Source organism: Micromonospora sonneratiae (genome assembly GCF_042679305.1).
GTDB lineage: Bacteria > Actinomycetota > Actinomycetes > Mycobacteriales > Micromonosporaceae > Micromonospora_H > Micromonospora_H sonneratiae.
The window spans coordinates 44,041-65,204 of record NZ_JBHTMP010000023.1 but is presented as its reverse complement, the minus strand read 5'-3'; the positions used below and the strand labels follow the sequence as shown (position 1 = coordinate 65,204).

Genomic DNA, 21,164 nt, shown 5'->3' with positions numbered 1-21,164 from the left:
GTTGTGATGCAGAACCTGGACCTGGCCGTCGACGGCCACTGGTCGGGTTTCGTGACTACTCGTCGGATGTCGCGTAACTGTTGTGGGTGCCGCCGCCGATGCCGGGGGCGAGGAGGTCTGCTGGCTGTCGAGTTGGGCGCACAAGCGGGGCAAGCCGTTGCGCCATCGGTGGTCAGGATTCGCACGAGGCGGCCGACCGCTACGGGATCGACACCAGGGCCGGCTGCTGGCGAGGGCGTGCGTCGTCCCGGGAAGTGCCATGTCCAGGGCGATGTCCATCTGCGAGAGCGCCGGCCAGGTGCCGGGGCAGAGAGGTGGGAGCGTAGACGAGGCAGCTCGACAGGCTCTACGGCGGCCTCCCCTGACCGCCGGGAACCGGTCAGATTTCGGAACTACTCGTCCAGACCTTCTGGTACGGGTCGGCGGCATTCCACACACTGGTGAACTGCTCGTAGAAGTAGTCGAACCACTCACCGTCGCGCTTGCGGATCAGCCTGAAGGTGGGTCGCAGTTCGCGCTGACCGTGGAACGAACCGAGGCGGAGATCCATCGAACCGTTCTCCAGCCCGGGATCGTAGGCGTAGAGCGTGTACGGGGCCAGATAGTCGACCAGGCGGACCTCGATGCCGGTACGGTGTTCCAGCAGCCGGTCGAGCAGCCCGAGGTTGATGCCAGCCGCTCCTCCAAGCCCTGGACGTCACCGCCGGGTCCCGCGCGGGGTACGGCACCCCGCCCGACCACGCCTTTGCCGGGGCGGTGGACGCGCTCTGCCGGGCGTTGGCGGCGGCGACGGAGGTTGAGCACGTACCCCGTCGTCCGGTCGCGGAGAAGGACACCCGCAGGCGTCGGTAGGGCTAGCACTACCTTCCATTCGGGGGTATCCGGGATTACTCACTGCGACGAAAGCCCGAACACTGGGGTACGACAGCACGCCGTCTGGCGTAGCGCAAACCCGAGCATTTGGGGGAATAATGGCCGTCGGTCTGGCAACGGCTCCCGACACGCGGAAGGCGAGCGACTACTCACAGCTACTGAGACGGATCAACGCGGCTCGCCTGCTGGACCGACGCCCCGGGTACTACGTCGCGCGGCTGAGCCTGGTGGGCGGTCTTCTCGTCGCGGGCTGGGCGGCGTTCTTCATGCTCGGCGACTCCTGGTGGCAACTGCTGGTGGCGGCAGGGCTCGCGGTGCTCTTCGCGCAGGTTGCCCTGGTGGCACACGACCTCGCGCACCGGCAGGTGTTCCGGGGCCGGCGGGCGAGCGGGGTCGCCGGACGAATCGCCGGCAACCTGGCGATCGGCATGAGCTACGGCTGGTGGATGGACAAGCACACCCGCCACCACGCCAACCCCAACCACGAGGACCTGGACCCGGACGTCGCCCCGGACATCCTGGTGTGGTCGGTCGAGCAGGCCCGGGCCAGCCGAGGTCTGCCCCGGTTCATCGGACGCTGGCAGGCGTACCTGTTCTTTCCGCTGCTCACGCTGGAAGGGTTCAACCTGCACGTGTCCAGCGTCCGGGCGCTGCTCCGCCCGGGAATGAAGGGCCGTGGACTGGAGGCGGCGCTGCTGCTCGTCCACCTCGTCGGCTACCTGGCCGCCCTGCTACTGGTGCTCTCGCCGGGCAAGGCGCTGGCGTTCCTCCTCGTACACCAGGCGCTCTTCGGGGTCTACCTCGGCTGCACGTTCGCGCCGAACCACAAGGGTATGCCCACCCTGACCGAGGGGGACCGACTCGACTACCTGCGTCGCCAGGTGTTGACCTCCCGAAACGTACGTGGCGGCTGGCTGGTCGACGTGGCGCTGGGCGGACTCAACTACCAGATCGAGCACCACCTCTTCCCGAACATGCCGACCCCGCACCTGCGGCTGGCGCAGCCGATCGTCCGCGACTTCTGCGCCGAGCGTGGCATCCCGTACGAGGAGACCGGCCTGATCGAGTCGTACGGCCGGGCGCTGGCCCACCTGCATGCCGTCGGCGAACCGCTGCGACGTGGCTGACCCCGTGGCCGTGGGGTCAGAACCCGCGTCGGGCGGTACCCGTCCGCATCGGTCTGCTCCAATGGTCGAGACTGCGGAGCATGGAGTTCTTCTGCTACCACCGCGACCGGCCCGGCTCCATGGCGTTGCGCCAGCAACTACTGGAGGAGCACTGGTCCTACATGGACCGGTACGCGGCTGAGATGATCGCCCGTGGTCCGACCCTCACCGAGGACGGTGACCTGCCCACCGGCAGCGTGCACATCCTCGACCTGCCCGATCCCGCCGCCGCCCGTGCGTTCGCCTTCGACGAGCCCACCTACCAGGCCGGCGCGTACCGGGACGTGCTGCTGCGCCGCTGGCGCAACCTGCTGGGCCGGACCATGTGGGACTTCCCCGGCGGGCGGACCGGTGGCAACCGGTACCTGGTGCTCGGCCTCGGTACCGGCCAGGCCGTCGACCTCGACGTACCCCCCGACCGGGACGAGCTGATCGCGTACGGCCCGCTGCTGGCCGACGACGGCACCACCTGGCTGGGTACGGCGGCGCTGGTCCGGGCGTCGGATCCGGACCAGGCACGCGCCATCCTGACCCCGGATCGGTACGCCGACATCGAGGTACACAACTGGCAGTTCGGTGGACGCCCGTCATGACCCGAGGACGGCTGTGGTCGCCTGGCCGGCGGTACGGCCAGGTCGGCGCAGGGTGAGCCGCCCCTGGCTGATCAGGATGCCGAGGATCACCAGCACCCCGCCGGCGGGTTCGTTCCAGTGGAGGCTCTCCCCCAGGACGAGGATGCCGAGGATGACACCCACGACCGGCGTGACATAGGTGACGGTGGAGACGGTGGTGGCACCCCAGGCAGCGATCACCCGCGTGTTCCAGATGTAGGCGAGACCCGTTCCGAGCACCCCCAGGACCAGCATGCTGGCCACGACCGAAGGGCTCAGGCGGATGGGTTCGAATCCCCCGACGAAGGGGGCGAGCATGAAGCCGATGACAGCGGCGAGGCCGACCTGGCTGGCCGCGATCGTGGTGGGATCGTGTTCGTTGGCGCGTAACAGTCGGCGGCTGAGGACGAAGGCGATCCCGTAGCAGAGGCAGGCCCCCAGGCAGGCGAGCTGGGCGAGAATGACCGGGCCGTCCTGGACCGCGCCGAGGGCGTTCCAGGGAGCGGCGACGACGACAACCCCGACGGCGGCGATCATCAGCCCGACCGTGCGCGTACGCGTCAACCGCTCGTCCGGAAGGACGGTCAACGCCACCAGCAGCGTCGCGATCGGGGTGGTCGCGTTGTAGATGCTGGACAGCCCGGACGGGATGTACTGACCGGCCCAGGCGTACAGCAGGAATGGCGCGACGCACAGGAAGACCGAGATCACCGCCAGCGCACCCCACGTACGCGCGGTACGCGGCCAGCGTCGACGACTGACAGCCATGACCATGGCCAGGAAGATCGCACCGAGAGCCAGCCGCCCGAGCATGACCTGCGCCGGTGACATCCCGTCCAGCGAGACCTTCATGAACAGGAAGCTCGCCCCCCACACGACAGCGAGAACCACGAACTGCGCACCGACCGAACCTGCACGCACCGCCGAGACCGTCAACGTGACTCCTACCCCTCTGCCTCTCTGCCCGATGTGCTGTCACCCTGACGCGCCCATTACCATGAATCAAATCGATGTTGCCGATCGGGAGATGCAGAGATTCGATGAGTCCGAGCTGATGGGTCCAACGCTGCGGCAACTGGAGATACTCGTGGCGATCGCCGACCACGGCGGGTTCGGCGCAGCCGCCGACGTGCTCGGCATGAGCCAATCCTCGGTGTCGCACTCGCTCTCGTCGTTGGAGCGAACCGTGCAGGGCGAGCTTGTGCACCGCGTCGCTCCGGTCCGGCTGACCCGGCTGGGTGAGGCGCTGCTGCCCCACGCGCGCGCCACCCTCGCCGGTGCCCGCGCTTTTAACATCGCCGCCGCCGCTCACCGGGGAGCGGACACCGCCGCACCGATCGCGCTGGCCGTACCGCCGACCGCCGCACACGGCCTACTGCCCGACCTCATGGTGCTCTGGCGCGAGCGCCTCCCACACGTCCAGGTCAAAATCTTCGAAGGCTTCGACGAAGAACTCGGGCGATGGCTTGAGGACGGCACCGTCGACGCGGCCGTCCTCATCGACCCGGACCCGGTTCCGCCGGGCGCGGTCACCCTCGCAACCGACACGTTCCACGCCGTCGTCCGCCGCGACCACCCGCTGGCCGGTCAGAACTCCATCGACCTGGCGGACCTGCTCGACGACCCGTTGCTGTCCTCCACCGCCGGCTGCGAGCCCCAGGTCAGGCGACTTCACTCGCTGGCCGGTCTCCGCTACCAGCCCGCGCAACGCATCCGCGAAGTCACGACGCTGCTGTCCATGGTCGAAGCCGGCCTGGGCGTCGCGGCCGTCCCCTCCCTGACGGCCAACCTGCTACCCGAGGCCCTCACCCTGGTCCCCCTGCTGCCCCGGCTGGACCGCCACCTCGTCCTCACCGGCCCGACCACCCGCCCATGGCACCCGTACGTCACCGCCGTCCGGGACGTGTGCGAGAACCACACACGCAGCCAGCAGGCATGATCAGTCGGCCGGTAACTTCCGGGCCACCCTGTCGTACGTCAGACCGGCAGGCCGTCGCACGGCTGCTTACTGAAGACCAGGTAGCCGGACTGGACACCCAACCGCGCCACGGTGCCCTCACAGTTGACGCTGTGGCTGCCGTTCCAGTGCGTACGGGTCGAGTCGGTGTACCAGTTGTGGATGCACATGTAGTCGGCCGGGCAGGGATAGAGAGCCAGAGCCGGCGAACTGGGAGTGACGATGGTGACGGCGGCGGCCAGTGCCGCTGTCACGAAGATACGACGGAGCATGCTGCCTCTCCTCACGGAATCGCGCCAGCGACATAGCTGTCCACCGTGGACCTGTAGCCAACGGCTTCCCGACGATAGAAGAAAACGTCTGGGTGTTGCGGTCAATCGACTACTCGGTCTGGTCAGCCGCCAATAGCGACCTCGCCCCATCAACAGGGACGTCGCTGCCATATGGGCGACAACCACCCGGCAGGGCGGCGGGCTCGCTGTTCCCAGCAGACCCCGGGGCGCACCGGGTCCTGGCCTGGCTGCTCTGCCAGGTACGCAGAGCCTCCTTGATCCGCTCGTTCTCCGCACACAACTGGTCGAGCTGCCGGCAGCGGTGCGCGGTCTCATCGGCCAGCCGGGTCAGGATCGCGTCGACCTGGTCGGGAAGATAGCCGCGCTGGCCGATCCGGGTACGGCCGATCACCAGCGCGCGTATCTCGTCCGGGGACAACGGACGGGTCACGTCAACACTGTTACCGCTGCGGTAGATACCCATGACCGGTGCCGTCGTACTCGTCGGGCAGGTGGATCCGCTCAGCGGGAACCCCCGCGACCAGCAACCGCAGCAACGCACCCCGGGTCATCGCCGGTGGCCCACACACGTACACGTCCTGACCTGGCCGAAAGTGCGGCAGGGCAATGGTCAGGGCGTCGCCCACCTCCTCCGGCTCGGCGGTCGGATCGTGGGAGAACGCCGGCACCAACGTCAACCAGCCGTGGGCAGACTGCAACTTGTCCAGGCTCGTCGCGTCGTACAGCTCCATGAACGTCCGGGACCCCACCACCAGGGTCACCCGCCGACCGTTGTCCCCCTCGGCAACTACCTGCTCGACCAGGGACCGCAGTGGAGCAAGACCCGTACCACCCGCCACCAGAAGCAGGTCATCCCCTGATCCCGGTGCGAGTAACAGGCCGTCGCCGTAGGCGGGACCGAGCCACATCCGCTGCCCCGGCCGCACCACGTTGGCGAGTACGTGGGAAACGCTGCCGTCCGGGACTGCCCGTACATGCAGCTCGATCGTGTCGTCGGGACGGGGTGCGTTCGCCGGGGCGTACCAGCGCCACCGGCCCGGGTGCTGCGGCACACTCACCGGCACCGCCTGACCGGGCCGGAACGACAGGCGGCGCTGCGGGCGTACGTTGAGAATGCCGATCCCCTCCGCAGGCCGATCCACATCGACCACCTCAGCCGACGTCCAGGCCGGGCCCGGCCGCATGCTGCGGGCGATCCGGGCCAATGCCTGGGTCGTCGCCTCGTAGACCCGGATCCAGGTCAGCGCCACCTCCGGTGTCCAGAGATCGGGGACGTAGCGGGCCATCGTGGCCGTCATCGCGTCACCGATCAACTGGTGATGCGGGGTCATCAGCTGGAACCGCTGGTGGGCCCGGCCCAGCACCGCCAGCAGGGCCGCCCGACCCGCCGCATCGTCGCCACCGGTGACCAGCCGACCGAGGCTGGTGAACAGCAGCGCGGCATCCTGCTGCGGCAGCAGCCCTGGCCGGCGCTCCTCGACGATGCGCCAGAACTCGTCGGTGGCCGGATCCATCTGCTGGGTCGTGGCAGACCACAGCGCCAGCAACTCCTCTTCTGTGGCGATGCTCATCAGGCCACCTCGTCCGCGAACACCCGGCCCACCACGGCAACCGCTTCCGGCGACACACCCAACCCCGTCAACGTGCCGGTCAGGTAGTCGACGACTCGACGATGCTGCTCCGGCGACAGACCCAACCCCTGCCACGCCCCCGCCGTCGGGCGGGCGATGTCACCGGCAGGTCCGCCCAACGCCGCCGTCAACTGCAACGCCAGATGTCCGCCCAACCTTGGCAGATCAACCCCCACGAGGTACGGGGACAGCTCCGCATCCGCAGCCACGAGGCGCAGCCAGCGGGCCACCGCGTCACCCACTCCTCTCGGGCCGAGCTGCTCGAACGCGGGCACATCCATCGGGTACGCCGCAGCATCCGACACCCCGAAGCCAGGACCACCAACGGGCGGCAAGCCACCGTCCACACCCATCACAAAAGCGCTCCTCACGACTCGGCAACCTGGAACGGCACCGGAGCGGGCGGGCATCACACGGGTAGCAACCTCGGGAGAACCTGCCACCACAGCCACCCCCGCCCCGGGCCATGTCCTGATCATGGTTGCCCGGAAGCGCGATGCACATGACGCTGAGTCACTACAGATCACATCGGGCTCTAATGATCTCGAAACTCGATAGTTGGTCATCACATGAATGACCGGTATACGCAATACGTATACCGATTGCCGACCTGGCGAGTTAGATGGATATGATCAGCATCTGACGGCAACGAACGGAGCCACCCCTATGGCAAGGTCGCTGGCGACGCCCTCAAACTGCCCTCGCTGCGGCGCACGCTTGGCCCGCGACAATCACAGTGGACGTTGCGGCGCCTGCCAGACAGCTGAACGTGATCGGCTCACCTCCCCGCCCACCCTGCCGGCGGACTTCTGGGAGCACGAGCCGATCCGGCAGGCACTCAGCGAACGCCATCTCGGGAAGGTCATCCGCGCCTACCGATACCACCCCTACCACGGTCGACACCCGCTCCCTCAGGAAACCGTTGCCTGCTGGCTCGGGATAGCCCAGGCCCAACTCAGCAGGGCCGAAAACGGCCCAGCCATAGTGCACTTGGATCGCCTCACCCACTGGGCACAACTCCTGCATATTCCCGTCCACTACTTGTGGTTCAAATTGCCAGGAAACAGAGACAACAACAACGATCAGATAGATCGAATACAAGATGATGCAATCATAGATAAAATGTCGACCACCAGTGGTGACGCAACCAACGGGCTTGAATCATTCTCACCGCAAAATAATCGCCCTTCTCAACTCCTCATCCAGCTTGAGATGCTCCGACAAGGCGTTACTGAGGCAATCTCGGGCGACGCAGTGACGACAAGCTGCCTAGACTACTGGGAACAGGTGGTCCTACACCACGGCGAAAGCACTCGACATCGGCCCGCTTCCGTGCAATTAGTAGATTTGGCCACAGACTTCGAAGAAATCCAAAGGTTGCTCACTTACAAGACGTCGTCAAGCTCACTACTTCGCCTGACTCGAATAGCAGCACAGATGGCCGGCCTCATATTCTTGACGCTGATCAAAATAGGCAATCCTGCACATGCCCGAAAATGGATTCGTACAGCGCGAATCGCCGCCGATGAGGTAGGAGACCCCACAATATGCTCGTGGGTCCGGGGACAGGAAGCTTACGTGCACTACTATCGCGGCGACTTTGATGCGGCCAGCACTGCGGCACGCGAGGCCCTGGCAATCGCTGGAAGCACCCCGTGTGCAGGCGTACCACTGGCTGCCGCGCTTCAAGCCAGAGCCGAGGCGAGACTCGGCAATCCTCGGGAGGCGCAGCGCTCACTGGACCGAGCAGAAAGCAGCCTCGAAAACCTACCGGCGGAGACGAAAACTGCTTCCGCCTTTGGTTACAACAAAGCCCAGCTGCACTTCCACGCAGGCAACGCGTACACCCATATGAAAATCATTTCTGCAGCGCTACCGGCCCAAGAAGAGGCATTGAGACTGTACCCAGCTAGCGATTTTCTCGACCGGACACTTGTACAGTTCGATCAAGCCATCTGCCTGGCACTACAGGGCCACAACGATGCCGCCTCAACAATTACACTTAACGAGCTGAACAGCTTGAACGAATCCCAGCGTTCAGGCCTGATCACCCAACGAGCATGGGACGTATATAACACACTTCCAATTACCTATCGAAAACACAGCCAAGCCACAGATCTCCACGATGCCCTGGCACTGACTTCTCCTCAAGAAAGGATATAGCCGTGCCGCCGCTCACCACATCGAGGGCCGAGCCGGACGACATCCCATCCATCGCCATCCTTCTGGAAGAGATGGATCGATTCTACGGCGCAACCACGTTTTCACCGCTCGAAGACCGGCTAGCTGCCATCAAAACGAATCTCTTCGAAGAAAACCTCGGCATACACTTAATGCTAGCCAGGAAGAATAACGAGGTTGTTGGCCTCGCATCCTACTCCTTTCTCTGGCCAGCCGTCGGAGTCACCCGATCTCTCTATTTGAAGGAGCTATACGTAAGCAAGCTCCACCGCCGACAGGGCATTGGAAATCTTCTGATGAAGACCTTAATGGAAGTCGCAGTCGAGAACGACTGTAGCCGCCTGGAATGGACAACCGACCTAGAAAACGAGGACGCTCAGCACTTCTACCGCCAGTTCGGCTCGAACCAGCTATCCACAAAGGCATTTTACCGGCTGACCGACTTTCGTCAGACGAGTCGAGCAATAAATCACCCACACTGATTCGCCAAAGCCCGTCCGGGTCGCAATAGAGACCGGCACCGAAGTACCGGTGTCAGCACAGCGCGGACTTCATTGGACTGGTAGGCCTGGAGTCGCAATGGAGACCGGCACCGAAGTGCCGGTGTCAGATCCCAGCAGCGGCAGCCCGGCTGCGCAGCTCGACGTCGCAATGGAGACCGGCCGCGAACGGCCGATGTCAGTCCGAAGCACGATCGCAAATCGGGCATCTCTCTTCAGATATCAACGAACGCTGCACAGCAGCTACCGGAGTAGCCTACCTTCGGCGGAGCGGGCGACGGTCGCTACATGCGTCACGTCCGAATGCCGCCAGACGTACAAGTCCTGACGCGTCAGCCTGGACGACATGTCGAGCACGAACCTGACCACTACCAGCGGTCCCGTCGAGTTTGAGCACTGGTACGACTTCAGCGAGGGCGGTCCGGTGCACCGGGCACTGCTGCCGTTTCCGGCGGAGTCGCCCGCCCCGTTCGAGATCGCCCGCTGGTCGGTCGCCCCAGGGACGGCCAACGACCTCGACGTACACCGGTCTCGTGAGGTATGGATCATCGTGTCCGGCGTCGGCACTCTGACCTGGGCCGACCAGACAACGGTGCTGCAAGCCGGGGACCTTGCGGCATTTGAGAGCAGGGTGCCGCACCAGGTACGCAATGACGGGCCGGAACCACTACACGCTGTCTCCGTCTACTGGCTGCAACCGGGCGACTGATCTCCCGTCCGCCCGCCGATCGGTCGTGATGTAAGGGTGCACTCCCGGCTCGACCAGGATCAGCGCACCACGCCGACGGGATACGCAGTGGCAAGCGATGAGTGTCACTATCATGGAACGCCGTACAGCCGTCGGACTGGGGCGACCATGGCAGATGAGCGTGGACAGGCGGCACCGGGTGCTGGGCAGTCGTTTTCGCACCGCCAGTTCTGGCTCACGTCCGGGCTGGTCACCATTCTCGGTGCGCTGATCGGGGTCGTCGGCACGCTCCTCGCGGCCGGGGGTGGTGGCGGCGATACATCACCGCCACCCGCTACCGCCGGCTCCCGTTCCAGCGGTACGTCTACCGATGCCAGCAGGCAGGCACCGCCTCAGGCGCAGGATGGGTACCTCGTGCGGTACGAAGACGTACAGCTGACTCTGCCTCGGCCCGACGGCACCTGTCTCGACAACGCGGTGACGTTCGTTTCGTCCCGCCCAACCGTGCAGACCGGAAAAATAGCGGCAGCGAGTACCGGCTCCTACGACCTCGTCTACAGCAACTGCCTCGGGGCAAACGAGTACTGGTTGATCGTGCCGGAGTACGACCGTAGCTTCGCGCGAGTCGAGGGTAAGCCGCCAGCCGCAGAGTGCGCGGATGCCGCCAACCTGCAACAGGGTGCGCCGAGACGGATGCTGGCCCAGTCGATCGAGCCTGGCTCGACCTACTGCATGACCACAGCCAGCAATGGTCTCGTACGTTTCACCATCGTGTCCGTCGACTCCAGTCAGAACCTGGTGATCGTGGCTACCGCCTGGACGCAGAAATGATCCGAGCCGGGTCCAGGTCGGACCCTTGGACACAGGTGCATCTGACTACTCGACGTTCGGCTCGTTGGGAGCGGTTCCTCGCCGTCCTGATAACCGGCAGCACGGTCATCGGGATCGGCATCTCCGTCGTCCACAGCGATACGTGGTGGCAGGTGCTGATCCTGGTCATGGCCGGTTTGGCCCTGTTGATGATCGGGCTCGGCCTGTGGTTCTCAGCAGGCCTGGCAGTCGAGGCCACCGAGAAACTGGAAGCCTCCGGGGGCAGAGCACGCGCCGAGATCCTCGCGGCTGAGGAGGACGGTGACGATGACATCGTCTATCGGCTGGATCTGCGCATCGTTCCGCCCGGAGCTGAGGCGTTCGATGTCACGCACCGATGCAGGAAAGCCGTCTGTATTCAGGCTGCGAAACAGACGCCTCCGGTCCATCTGACTGCTCTGGTCGACCCGGTCGAGCGTACCTGGGGCATCGTGCATCACTGACCACACCGGCCGTGGACACCCGTGCGGCCGTCAGTGACGCCTGCTGTCGAAGGGAACCCGACTCGCCCGCCGACCCGCCCACACCAGTGAAGGTTAGTGACAATCATCACTGTGTCAGTGAAGGCATTCTCCGCCCAGTTGTCGACCTTCGGGCACGAATGACGTCGACTGTCGACGATTGCCCAACTCTGACCCGTCATGGCCTGCAGTTTCACACCTGGAGCGGCGGACCGGGAGCGCGCCGGCATGGCCGCGGCAACGATCGCGAGCGACAGCGAGTCCGGACTACCCCATCAAACTTCGACGATCAAAGATATTGATCGCTACAGATCATTCCCCCTACGATCCACCCGTCGTGTCTGCTCCCTGGCGGAGGGTGACGGGTGATGAAGAGGTTGCGGGGTGCACTCGTTGTTGCACTGCTGTTGGCGCTGGTGGTCGGCGTTGGCGGCGTGGAGACGTTGCCGCCGGGTGGGCCCGATCGGCTGGCGGGGGAAAAGGCCGCTGCTGATCAGGATTCCGGATTGCTGTCCCGGCTGGGAGATGCGGCTCGTGCCCTGGTCGGCGGCGGATCGACCACACCGCGACAGGAGCGGGTAAGTCCGGGCCTGACGGTCGAGCGCACGGCCCCGGCGGGCCGCACGGTCAAGCCGGCGAAGCGGGTACGGGAGGTGGTGGCCCGTCGTACGGCAACCACCCGGGTCTTTGAGATGTCAGACGGCCGGGTGCAGGCGGAGGTGTCGACGAAGGCGCGGTTGTACCGCGATGCGGCGGGCCGATACCAGCCCATTGACACCCGCGTGCGAGCCGCCGGAGCGGGTGCGTACGCCAACACCAGCAACACGTTCACCAGTCGGTTCGCCGGCCGCAGCGACGATCTGGCGCGGTTCGAGTTGGGCGGTGAGCGGGTCGTACTGGGCCTACCGGGCGCAAGCCGGTCGGCGCAGTCGCAGGTCGACGGTGACACGATCACCTACCCGGATCTGCTGGACGGGGCGGATGTCAGCTATCAGGTGACCAGCCAGGCGTTGAAAGAGCTGATCACGCTGAAGCGGGCATCGGCCGCCGCCTCGGTGACGTTCCGGTTGGATCCCGGCCGGCTGCGTGTGTCGCAGCGCGAGGATCAGGCGATCGAGTTCCGGGATCCAGACAGCGGACGAGTGCTCCTGGTCATGCCCGCGCCGTTCATGTTCGACTCCCGCGATGATGCCGGGTCACCGTACGGGAAGGTATGGAGCGACAAGGTAACCCAGAAACTCGCCACCATCGGTGGTGTCACGACGGTGACGATCGCAGCGGATCGGGAGTGGTTGGCCGATCCCGCTCGCGTGTTTCCGGTGACGGTGGACCCGACGATCAAGATTCAGCCGACGGTGTCCCAGTCCGAGGACGCGATGATCACCTCAGACGACCCGAACGGCAACTACGACGGCAACTGGCGGTTGTCGGTCGGGACGACGACTTCGTCGCGGGCACGCAGTCTGGTCAGGTTCGATCTGTCGAGCGTCCCCTCGAACGCCACGATCGACTCGGCGTCGTTGCAGATGTACTTCGACCAGGAGCACACGACCAACGAGTACGACGTGCCGCTGGAGGCGCGTCAGGTGACGGCGCCGTGGAGCGAGTCGTCGGTCACCTGGGCGTCGATCAACACGAGCATGGGCACCGGGGCGGCCACCGTGGTCACGGTGGACGACTCCGAAACCAGCAAGATCGGCGTAAGTGGGGACTGGCCGGTGTCGACCAACACCGACCTCATCAAGTACGGCATCAACGGCACCTACCGGTTCAACAAGAACACGGTGGCGGGTGAGACGTTCACCTGGGTACCCACCCTGCCCGAGGACGGCAACTACACCGTGGACGCCCACTACGTGGCCGCGTCGGACCGGTCGACGGCGGCCCCGTACACGGTGCACCATAACGGCGGCAGCGCCACCAAGACGGTGAACCAACAGGGACCGCTTCCAGCACACTGGGCGACGCTGGGGACGTTCCCGTTCAGTGCCGGTACGACCGGGCGCGTCGTTCTTGGCGACACCGGAGTGTCCGACTCCGTCGCGGTGAACGCCGACGCGGTGCGCCTGACCAAGGCCGGCGCGGTGAAGAAGGCCAACGAGTCGAGCGTCTGGCACAGCTACCCGGTGACGAACCTGGTGCAGTCGTGGTTGACGGGGACGCCGAACTACGGATTCATGCTGAAGGCCGCGGACGAGACCAATCTGGGGCGTGGCGGTCCGCGTTATGAAGCGGCTGAGTACGCCTACAACGGGGAAAACGAGAACACCCCAAAGCTGATCATCAACTATGGCCGGCCGGGGGTGTCCCTGGATCCGCCAACGAAGATCTACTCCACCGGTGCCGAGCTGAAGTGGTCCGGCTACACCGGCAGCGACATCGTGGAGTACCAGGTGCACCGGTCGGTGTGGCAGACGTACACCCCGTCGGCGGCCACGCTGGTCGCTCCCGTGGCCAGGACCGCAACGACGTTCACCGACACCACCGCCGTGCCAACCCCGGTGGACTCCACCGATCCCTTCGGCCAGGTCTACTACTACATGGTGGCGGTGAAGACCGCTGACGGCTCGCTGATTCCGGCACCGACGCAGATCGTACGGCTGCCGCGCGCCGGACGGGTGGTGCAGATCCTGCAGGGCGACGCGGCGGACACCACACTGTCGTCGACCCGGTCGACCACCGGGCACGACGTGCTTGCCGGCAACCCGTGGCTGATGGTGGCCAACGACTCCAGTACCTATGGCACGACCCGGGCGGTGATCCGCTTCCCCGGGGTGTCGGCCATCCCGGCCAACGCCCAGATTCTCGACGCCGAGTTCGACCTGTGGTCGGTGAGCACCCCGACGCCGGCCAACGCCACCTACGAGGTGCACGCCCTCAACCGGTCCTTCGATGAGGCCACCGCCTCGTGGTCGAAGGCCGACGCCGTCAACAACTGGACCACGGCGGGTGGGGACTTCGACCCGGCCGTGCCGGACGCGGTGACCGGCAACACCGACGACCCGGCCTGGCGCATCTGGTACGTCAAGGACGCCGTCCAGGGCTGGGTGGCCGGCACGAGCAGCAACAACGGCCTGCTGGTGAAGTTGGCCAACGAGACCACGCCAGCGGAACGGACGATCTTCCTGTCCAGCGAGGCAGCGGAGCCGCAACTCCGCCCGAAGCTGGTGGTCACCTACATCGAGCCGATCGCCGAGTCAACGTACTACGCACCGGCCACGCCGGCCCAGGTGGCTCCGGCCAGCACCTACAGCGCCCCGGTGACCGTTTCGAACCCGACCCGGACCGACTGGAAGGCGACCGACTGGGAGTTGTCCTACCAGTGGGAGCGGGCCGACGGCAGCCCAGCGACGGATGCCAGCAACCAGGTGGCCACCGCACTGCCGAAGGACATTCCGGCCGGCGGCACGGTGGACATCGCGGCGCAGGTGAAGACCCCCGTGGCGAGCACCGAGGGCAACAAGCGCACCGACTACGTGCTCAAGTGGCAGTTGCGTAACAAGGCCACCGGCAAGTGGCTGTCGGAGACGACTCCCATTGCTCCGCTGCCGCAGAACGTGGCGGTCGAGGAGCCCACATCCGATCAGTTGGGGTTGGAGAAGTTCTACTCGTACGCGGGAAAGAACACCGGTGCCGGCGGCACTCTGATGAACAACCTGTACGCCGGGAACACCGTCTGGTCGTACGACGCGTTCAGCAACCCGTCCCGGGGCCTCTCCACCTTCGTACGCCTGGCCTACAACTCCCTCGACACCTCCGACACGGTCGCCGGGTACGGCTGGTCGTTGCAGGCCTCGTCGATGATGCGACTCGGCACGCCGCTGGACTTCCACCCCAACCCCAACCCGACCAAGGTCACCCTTACCGACGGGGATGGCACGAGCCACTGGTTCACCTGGGACGCTGCCGCCGGGCGGTGGAAGAGCCCCAAGGGTGTGCACCTCTACCTACAGCGTCTCGTCGAGTGCGGCAACAAGACCGAGGAGTCCCGAGCCTGGTTGTTGACCCGCCCGGACCGTACCCAGTTCTTCTACGACTGCGACGGTTACCTGTCGGCGGTGGCGGACAACAACGGCAACGAGCTGCTGTTCACCTACGAGGAGCGGAAGTCGAACAACAAGCCGACCAAGTTCCTCAAATACCTCACCGACCCAACCGGCCGGCAGACCCTGACCATCGACTACTACGGCAAGGGCGAGGACTACGACTACATCGATGACACGACGTGGACCCGTCAGTCCGCCACCAGGCTGACCAACCCGCACATCATCGACCACGTCAGGCAGATCACCGACGTCTCCGGTCGGAAGCTGACCTTCACGTACACCGACAAGGGGCTGCTCGGTGAGTTGATCGACGGCGCCGGCTCGGACCAGCCCAAGGTGTTCAAGTTCGCCTACGACATGACCCAGGGCAACAAGAACGTCAAGCTCGTGCGGGTCACGGATCCTCGGGGCAACGCCACCAACCTCGCCTACTACTCCCCACCGCAGGACGATCCGAAGTTCCACTGGGCCACCAAGACCTACACCGACCGGCTGGGGCACCCGTCGCAGTTCGCCTACACCGATCCGGACGGCCCGCAGGGCAACACCATCCACACCACGGTCACCGACGCGGAGAACCACGCAACCACCTACCAGATGGACGGCTACGGCCGGCCGACGCAGACCACCAACGCCAAGAACCAGGTCACGAAGCTGGGGTGGGACGACGACCACAATGTCGTCCGGCTCGAAGAGCCGAACGGAGCCGTTTCCACCTGGTCCTACGACCCGAAGACCGGTTATCCGCTGGAGAGCAAGGACGCCGAGGCGGTCAGGAACGGCACCCCCGGCACGGTCCTGACCTACCAGTACCAGCTCGACGGGTACGTCGCAGACCTGACCAGTAAGACCAGCCCGGAGGGCCGGAAGTCGACCTTCGGCTACACCCTCGAAGGCGACCTGGAATGGGTGGTCGACCCGCTCGGTAACACCACCACCGACCCGAACGACTACCGGACCTCCTACACCTACGACGACTGGGGCCAACTGCTAACGGCGACCGACGCAAACGGCAACGTCACCACCAACAGCAGCTTCGACCCCAACGGCTACCCCCGGACGATCACGGATGCCCTCGGGAAGTCGACGGCCTTCGTCTACGACGTGCGCGGCCAGGTCCTCAAGGTCACCGACGCGTTGGGGAAGGAGACCACCCAGACGTACGACACGTTCGGCCGGCTCCTGGTGAGCAAGGTCCCGAAGGACCAGGCCGCCGAGAAGTTCATCACCACTCCCGCGCCGGTCTACGACCCGAATGACAACGTCACCGAGTCCACCGCACCGAACGGCGCGGTCAGCACAGCCGTCTACGACCCGGCCGACCAGCTCACCTACACCCTTGCCCCGGTGGACCAGGCCGGTGACCCGGAGCGGAAGACGTCGTTCACGTACGACAAGGTGGGCAACCTGCTCACCACCACCGAGCCCAAGGGCAACCTGACCGCCACCGCAGGGGACTACGTCACCACCAACACCTATGACGAGGTCTACCAGCTCACCCAGGTGGTCAACGCCGCAGGCCACAGGATCAGCTACGAGTACGACACGGTGGGCAACGTCGTAACCGTCATAGATCCGCGCAAGAACGTGACGGCCGATACGGCGGACTACACCACCAAGTACACCTACGACTGGGCGTACCGGCTCATCAGGACCACCGACGCGCTGGGCAAGTACACCACCACCACGTACGACCGGGACGGCCTGGTCACGGCCTCCACCGACCAGCTCGGCTACACCACCCAGGTCACCTTGGACGCGCGGGGCAACCCGACCGAGGTGAAGGTGCCACATCGGGACACCGCCGGCGTCATCAGCTACAACACCACTCGCTACGAGTACGACCAGGTCGGCAACCGGACCAAGGTGATCAGCCCCCGGGGTGTGGCCACCACCGACGACCCGGACGACTTCACCGAGGTAGCCGTCTACGACGCACTCAACCGGATCAAGGAAACCCACACCGCGTACGACAGGGACCACGCCCGCTACAACGCGCCGGACAGGACCATCTACTCGTACGACGACATCGGCCGACTCACCACGGTCAGCATGCCGCCGTCAGCCGGTGAGTCGGTACGCAACGACACCTCCTACACCTACTTCGACAACGGCTGGACGCGGTCGAGCACGGACCCGTGGGACATCGTCGCCACCTACGACTACGACCAGCTCGGCGCGCAGACCGCCCGTACGCTCACCTCGGCGGGTGGCTCGTCGAACCGGACCATGACCTGGACCTACTACCCGGACGGCAAACTGAAGACCCGCGCCGACGACGGTGTCCCGGTCGGCAGACAGGTCGTGCTGGTCGACAACTCCGACTTCAACAACACGACCGTCACCGGCACCTGGGCGGCGGCCGGTACGGCGGCCGGCAGGTACGGCCACAACTACGCCACCAACGCTGCCGGGACCGGTGCCGACAAGTTCACCTGGCAACTCAACACCCCGCAGGCCGGCACCTACGAGGTCTTCGCCCGCTACCCGCAGGTGACCGGTGCCGCAGCCGACGCCAGATACACGGTCACGCACAGTGGCGGCAGCACCGTCAAGACGGTCGACCAGACCACCAACAGCGGCACCTGGGTGTCGCTCGGCTCCTACAGCTTCGCGGAGGGCAACACCCACAGCATCTCGCTGTCGGACCAGGCCAGCGGCACGGTGGTCGCCGACGCGGTCAAACTCGTCCGTGACAACTCCAACGACACCGACAACGAGAAGCACGACTACGCGTACCAGTACGACGCAAACGGAAACCTGACCACCATCACCGACGCCTCCCCCGGCACACGCGTCGACACGTACACGGTCACCTACACCGGATTGAACCAGGTCCAGAAGGTGATCGAGGCCAAGGCCGGCACGACGGTCAACACCACCACCTTCGGCTACAACGAGAACAGCGCCCCGAAGACCAGGGAACACGGCAAGCAGTACGCGACCTACGAGTACGACGCGCGGGACCTGTTGTCGAAGGTGACCAACGGAAAGTCGGCGACCGATGCCGACCCGAAGGTGACCACGTACACCTACACGGATCGCGGCGAGCGGCTTCGCGAGGTCAAGGGCAACGGCAACACCGTCGACTACACGTACTACCTCGACGGGCGTCTCAAGACCCAGGTCGAGAAGAAACCGAACGGCACGCTGGTCTCCGACCACGTCATCGAGTACGACGCCAACGGCAACCGGTCGCGCGACACCAGCACGAAGATGAACGCCGACAACCACGCGGCGACCCTGAGCAGCGTCACCGACTACGCCTACGACCCTCGAAACCGAATCTCGTCGGTCACGATCACGGGCACCGGGGCGGGCACCGAGACGTACGTCCACGACGCCAACAACAACGTCATCGAGCAAACGATCAAGGGCACCACGACAAGCTTCAACTACGACCGCAACCGTCTCCTCACCGCCACGGCCGGTGGCTCGACAGCGTCCTACAACTACGACCCGTTCGGTCGACTGGACACCATCACCTCCGCCGGCACGGTGATCGAGCGCAACGTCTACGACGGCTTCGACCACGTCATCGAAAACCGTAAGGACAACGGCACCAGCACCTCGACCACGAAGTACACGTTCGATCCGCTGGACCGGACCACCACGAAGACCACCGACGCCGGTACGGCGAAGGAGAAGACCACCGTCTTCAACTACCTGGGCCTATCGACCGAGGTCCTCGACGAAGAAGTCGCCGGCACGGTGACCAAGTCCTACCAGTACTCCCCCTGGGGTCAACGGCTGTCCCAGGTCAAGCACAACAGCGACGGTACGGAAGAGGACGCCTACTTCGGCTACAACCCGCACACCGACGTCGAGCAACTGACCAACGCAGCCGGCGACACCAAGGCCACCTACGGCTACAGCGCGTACGGGAGCAACGACGACGCCCAGTTCACCGGCATAGACAAACCCGACACCGCCGAGCCCACCAAAGAGCCGTACAGCGCATACCGGTTCAACGCCAAACGCTGGGACCAGAACTCCGGAAACTACGACATGGGATTCCGGGACTACAGCCCCGGCCTGAACCGGTTCCTGTCCCGTGACACCTACAACGGTGCTCTTTCAGACCTCGACCTGGGCCTGAATCCCTGGACCAGCAACCGATACGCCTTCGCGGGTGGAAACCCGATCAGTGGCATCGAGAACGACGGCCACAACATCTTCGGAGACATCGTCGGTGGCATCGTCGACGGCGCCAAGGACTTTGTCGGCGGTGTCGTCGACGGAGTCGTAGGCACCTACAACCACATCGTCGATGGTTACTCCGCAGCCGGCGACACGATCCAGGCCGCCGCAAGTGGTGACTGGGACGAGGCAGGTGACTCGGCCAAGAAACTCGGCGGCACGCTCGTCGCCGGCTACACCTCGCCCTACACCATGGTGTGGAGCATGGCCACCGATATCGGCAGCACCTGGTGGACCGGCGTCCAAGCAGCGGCCAAAGGGGACCTGGGAACCGTAGCCCGCTCTGGCACCAAGAACCTGCTGAACATCGGCAGCGTGGCTGCCCCGACCAAGATCCCCGCGCTGCGCGGCTGCCGCGGAAACAGCTTCGTCCCGAGCACCCTGGTGGTAATGGCAGACGGATCACGCAAGGCGATTGAGGAGATCCGCGTCGGAGACGAGGTCCTGGCCACCGACCCCGAGACCGGGCTGACCGAGGCGCGCTCGGTGGAGGCGCTGATCGTCGGCGAAGGTCAGAAGGACCTGGTCGAGGTAACTGTGGACACCGACGGGGCGGACGGGGACAAGAAGGGCAGCGTCATCGCCACCGACCAGCATCCTTTCTGGCTGGAGGATCTCAAACGATGGGTCGATGCCGAGGACCTGAAGCCCGGCAACTGGCTGCGTACCAGCACTGGGAACCTGGTCCAGGTCATCGAACTGAAGGAGTGGACCCAAGCTGCCCGAGTCCACAACCTGACCATCAGCGGCATCCACACGTACTATGTGGTAGCTGGCGACGAGCCAATCCTCGTACACAACTGTGGTAAGACCCCTCCGGGCGTTAGCTGCAACTGTTTCCCCGCGACGGGTGCGGGTCCAAACGTTCCGCCTATTCGCGTTGAGGGGGCGTGGACTCGAGGTGACATCGGACGAGGGGCACATGGGCTTCGCCCGAGACACTTGGGCGACAGAATTGAGATACACCACGCAGATCAGTTGCCTGGCTCGCCAATCCATGAACTAGATCAGGTGGTCCATAGAGGGCCTGGGTCACAGTTGCACCCGAATATCCACAACCAGGGGGTAACCAAGGCTATGCGAGCGGAGGACACCAACCTACACTGGTGGTATCGCTCGCAGGAGCAGGGCTGGGGCTTCTACGACCCCGATCTGTGGTTCGACAATTGGCCTGATTAGAAACGGCAGGGAGAGGTACTGGTGGAGTTCGACGAGTTTGAAGCCCAGGTTGAGGTCTTTCGCGCAGAAAGAGCGAGTAGGCGATATCCTCCTGGGTTTCAACTCTTTGACTCTTGGACGGCAACTCGCGACGATATTACTGCGGTTGAGGAAGAGTTGGGGACGGAACTACCATCGAAGTACAAGATGTTCATGCAGGTATTCGGCGGAGGTGCATTCTCATTCGTCGAACTATTGCCAGTCAAGTCGCCAGATGGCCACACAGAGGATCTACTAACCGTAAATAAGGGACAGTTCGCTGTTCGCAATTTTGTTGCAATTGCCCCCGTTGGCACCGGCGACTGGTGGGGATTTGTGTCTGAGAACGGCGCGTGCCAAGAGTGGGTGAGCTTCCTCGACCATGAAGACGGCGCTGTCCAGCTTGACTCCGCAGACTTCCTTGAGTTCGTATCGTCTAAGGGGCTGCGCATAGGTCGTTGACATCTGCGAATACTCGTCGACATTCCGG

Annotated in this window: 16 protein-coding genes; 10 read left to right on the top strand and 6 right to left on the bottom strand. The window is 64.8% G+C overall.

Features of this window, described 5'->3' with window-relative positions; translation table 11 throughout:
- Positions 1 to 379 precede the first annotated feature (379 nt).
- Positions 380 to 550 (bottom strand): hypothetical protein, encoded by a 171-nt coding sequence (locus ACFQ4H_RS16595; RefSeq protein ID WP_377571870.1) that lies wholly within the window; start codon positions 548 to 550, stop codon positions 380 to 382.
- A gap of 421 nt (positions 551 to 971) precedes the next feature.
- Here ACFQ4H_RS16595 and ACFQ4H_RS16590 point away from each other — a divergent pair, with 421 nt between their 5' ends.
- Together ACFQ4H_RS16590 and ACFQ4H_RS16585 are read left to right on the top strand one after the other, a co-directional pair.
- Complete coding sequence (locus ACFQ4H_RS16590) at positions 972 to 2,000, top strand: fatty acid desaturase family protein (protein WP_377571869.1); 1,029 nt, start codon at positions 972 to 974, stop codon at positions 1,998 to 2,000.
- A gap of 80 nt (positions 2,001 to 2,080) precedes the next feature.
- Positions 2,081 to 2,632, top strand: a complete 552-nt coding sequence (locus ACFQ4H_RS16585) for a YciI family protein (protein ID WP_377571868.1) — start codon at positions 2,081 to 2,083, stop codon at positions 2,630 to 2,632.
- Here ACFQ4H_RS16585 and ACFQ4H_RS16580 read toward each other — a convergent pair.
- Complete coding sequence (locus ACFQ4H_RS16580; protein WP_377571867.1) at positions 2,627 to 3,571, bottom strand: DMT family transporter; 945 nt, start codon at positions 3,569 to 3,571, stop codon at positions 2,627 to 2,629. The two genes, ACFQ4H_RS16585 and ACFQ4H_RS16580, sit on opposite strands and share 6 nt — an antisense overlap.
- 106 nt (positions 3,572 to 3,677) lie before the next feature.
- On the opposite strand from ACFQ4H_RS16580, the gene ACFQ4H_RS16575 reads away from it, so the two are divergent.
- Positions 3,678 to 4,589, top strand: coding sequence for a LysR family transcriptional regulator (locus ACFQ4H_RS16575; RefSeq protein ID WP_377571866.1), 912 nt, complete (start codon positions 3,678 to 3,680; stop codon positions 4,587 to 4,589).
- A 38-nt stretch (positions 4,590 to 4,627) separates the two neighbouring features.
- Here the strand turns inward: ACFQ4H_RS16575 and ACFQ4H_RS16570 are convergent, their stop codons facing one another.
- The 4 genes from ACFQ4H_RS16570 to ACFQ4H_RS16555 form a co-directional block, all read right to left on the bottom strand.
- The gene (locus ACFQ4H_RS16570) at positions 4,628 to 4,879 is read right to left on the bottom strand and encodes a hypothetical protein (protein ID WP_377571865.1); all 252 of its coding nucleotides are present in this window, start codon (positions 4,877 to 4,879) and stop codon (positions 4,628 to 4,630) included.
- Positions 4,880 to 4,988: 109 nt separating this feature from the next.
- Complete coding sequence (locus ACFQ4H_RS16565) at positions 4,989 to 5,330, bottom strand: hypothetical protein (RefSeq protein WP_377571864.1); 342 nt, start codon at positions 5,328 to 5,330, stop codon at positions 4,989 to 4,991.
- 10 nt (positions 5,331 to 5,340) lie between these two features.
- On the bottom strand, positions 5,341 to 6,471 hold the full coding sequence (locus ACFQ4H_RS16560) for an FAD-binding oxidoreductase (RefSeq protein WP_377571863.1): 1,131 nt from the start codon (positions 6,469 to 6,471) through the stop codon (positions 5,341 to 5,343).
- Positions 6,471 to 6,884 (bottom strand): globin family protein, encoded by a 414-nt coding sequence (locus tag ACFQ4H_RS16555; RefSeq protein ID WP_377571862.1) that lies wholly within the window; start codon positions 6,882 to 6,884, stop codon positions 6,471 to 6,473. The genes ACFQ4H_RS16560 and ACFQ4H_RS16555 overlap by 1 nt, the downstream gene beginning before the upstream one ends.
- A gap of 364 nt (positions 6,885 to 7,248) precedes the next feature.
- Here ACFQ4H_RS16555 and ACFQ4H_RS16550 point away from each other — a divergent pair, with 364 nt between their 5' ends.
- The 7 genes from ACFQ4H_RS16550 to ACFQ4H_RS16520 all read left to right on the top strand — a co-directional run bounded on the left by ACFQ4H_RS16550 (position 7,249) and on the right by ACFQ4H_RS16520 (position 21,136).
- Entirely contained in the window at positions 7,249 to 8,694 is a 1,446-nt protein-coding gene (locus ACFQ4H_RS16550) for a helix-turn-helix domain-containing protein (RefSeq protein WP_377571861.1), read from the top strand.
- Positions 8,695 to 8,696: 2 nt separating this feature from the next.
- Positions 8,697 to 9,194 carry a GNAT family N-acetyltransferase gene (locus ACFQ4H_RS16545; protein WP_377571860.1) on the top strand — a complete coding sequence of 166 codons (498 nt, stop codon included), beginning with the start codon at positions 8,697 to 8,699 and terminating at the stop codon, positions 9,192 to 9,194.
- A 364-nt stretch (positions 9,195 to 9,558) separates the two neighbouring features.
- A complete protein-coding gene (locus ACFQ4H_RS16540) occupies positions 9,559 to 9,921 on the top strand; it encodes a cupin domain-containing protein (protein ID WP_377571859.1) in 363 nt (120 codons plus the stop codon).
- Positions 9,922 to 10,068: 147 nt separating this feature from the next.
- On the top strand, positions 10,069 to 10,731 hold the full coding sequence (locus tag ACFQ4H_RS16535; RefSeq protein WP_377571858.1) for a hypothetical protein: 663 nt from the start codon (positions 10,069 to 10,071) through the stop codon (positions 10,729 to 10,731).
- A gap of 35 nt (positions 10,732 to 10,766) precedes the next feature.
- Complete coding sequence (locus ACFQ4H_RS16530) at positions 10,767 to 11,213, top strand: hypothetical protein (protein WP_377571857.1); 447 nt, start codon at positions 10,767 to 10,769, stop codon at positions 11,211 to 11,213.
- A 386-nt stretch (positions 11,214 to 11,599) separates the two neighbouring features.
- On the top strand, positions 11,600 to 20,656 hold the full coding sequence (locus tag ACFQ4H_RS16525) for a golvesin C-terminal-like domain-containing protein (RefSeq protein ID WP_377571856.1): 9,057 nt from the start codon (positions 11,600 to 11,602) through the stop codon (positions 20,654 to 20,656).
- Positions 20,657 to 20,677: 21 nt separating this feature from the next.
- Complete coding sequence (locus tag ACFQ4H_RS16520) at positions 20,678 to 21,136, top strand: SMI1/KNR4 family protein (protein WP_377571855.1); 459 nt, start codon at positions 20,678 to 20,680, stop codon at positions 21,134 to 21,136.
- The last annotated feature ends 28 nt before the right edge of the window (positions 21,137 to 21,164 follow it).

Excerpts from the sequence above, each read along its gene's own strand:
- ACFQ4H_RS16585 (WP_377571868.1), top strand. The coding sequence starts at position 2,081 with ATGGAGTTCTTCTGCTACCACCGCGACCGGCCCGGCTCCATGGCGTTG.
- ACFQ4H_RS16575 (WP_377571866.1), top strand. The coding sequence starts at position 3,678 with ATGCAGAGATTCGATGAGTCCGAGCTGATGGGTCCAACGCTGCGGCAA.
- ACFQ4H_RS16555 (WP_377571862.1), bottom strand. The coding sequence starts at position 6,884 with ATGGGTGTGGACGGTGGCTTGCCGCCCGTTGGTGGTCCTGGCTTCGGG.
- ACFQ4H_RS16540 (WP_377571859.1), top strand. The coding sequence starts at position 9,559 with ATGTCGAGCACGAACCTGACCACTACCAGCGGTCCCGTCGAGTTTGAG.
- ACFQ4H_RS16560 (WP_377571863.1), bottom strand. The coding sequence starts at position 6,471 with ATGAGCATCGCCACAGAAGAGGAGTTGCTGGCGCTGTGGTCTGCCACG.
- ACFQ4H_RS16595 (WP_377571870.1), bottom strand. The coding sequence starts at position 550 with ATGGATCTCCGCCTCGGTTCGTTCCACGGTCAGCGCGAACTGCGACCC.
- ACFQ4H_RS16525 (WP_377571856.1), top strand. The coding sequence starts at position 11,600 with ATGAAGAGGTTGCGGGGTGCACTCGTTGTTGCACTGCTGTTGGCGCTG.
- ACFQ4H_RS16590 (WP_377571869.1), top strand. The coding sequence starts at position 972 with ATGGCCGTCGGTCTGGCAACGGCTCCCGACACGCGGAAGGCGAGCGAC.
- ACFQ4H_RS16570 (WP_377571865.1), bottom strand. The coding sequence starts at position 4,879 with ATGCTCCGTCGTATCTTCGTGACAGCGGCACTGGCCGCCGCCGTCACC.
- ACFQ4H_RS16535 (WP_377571858.1), top strand. The coding sequence starts at position 10,069 with ATGGCAGATGAGCGTGGACAGGCGGCACCGGGTGCTGGGCAGTCGTTT.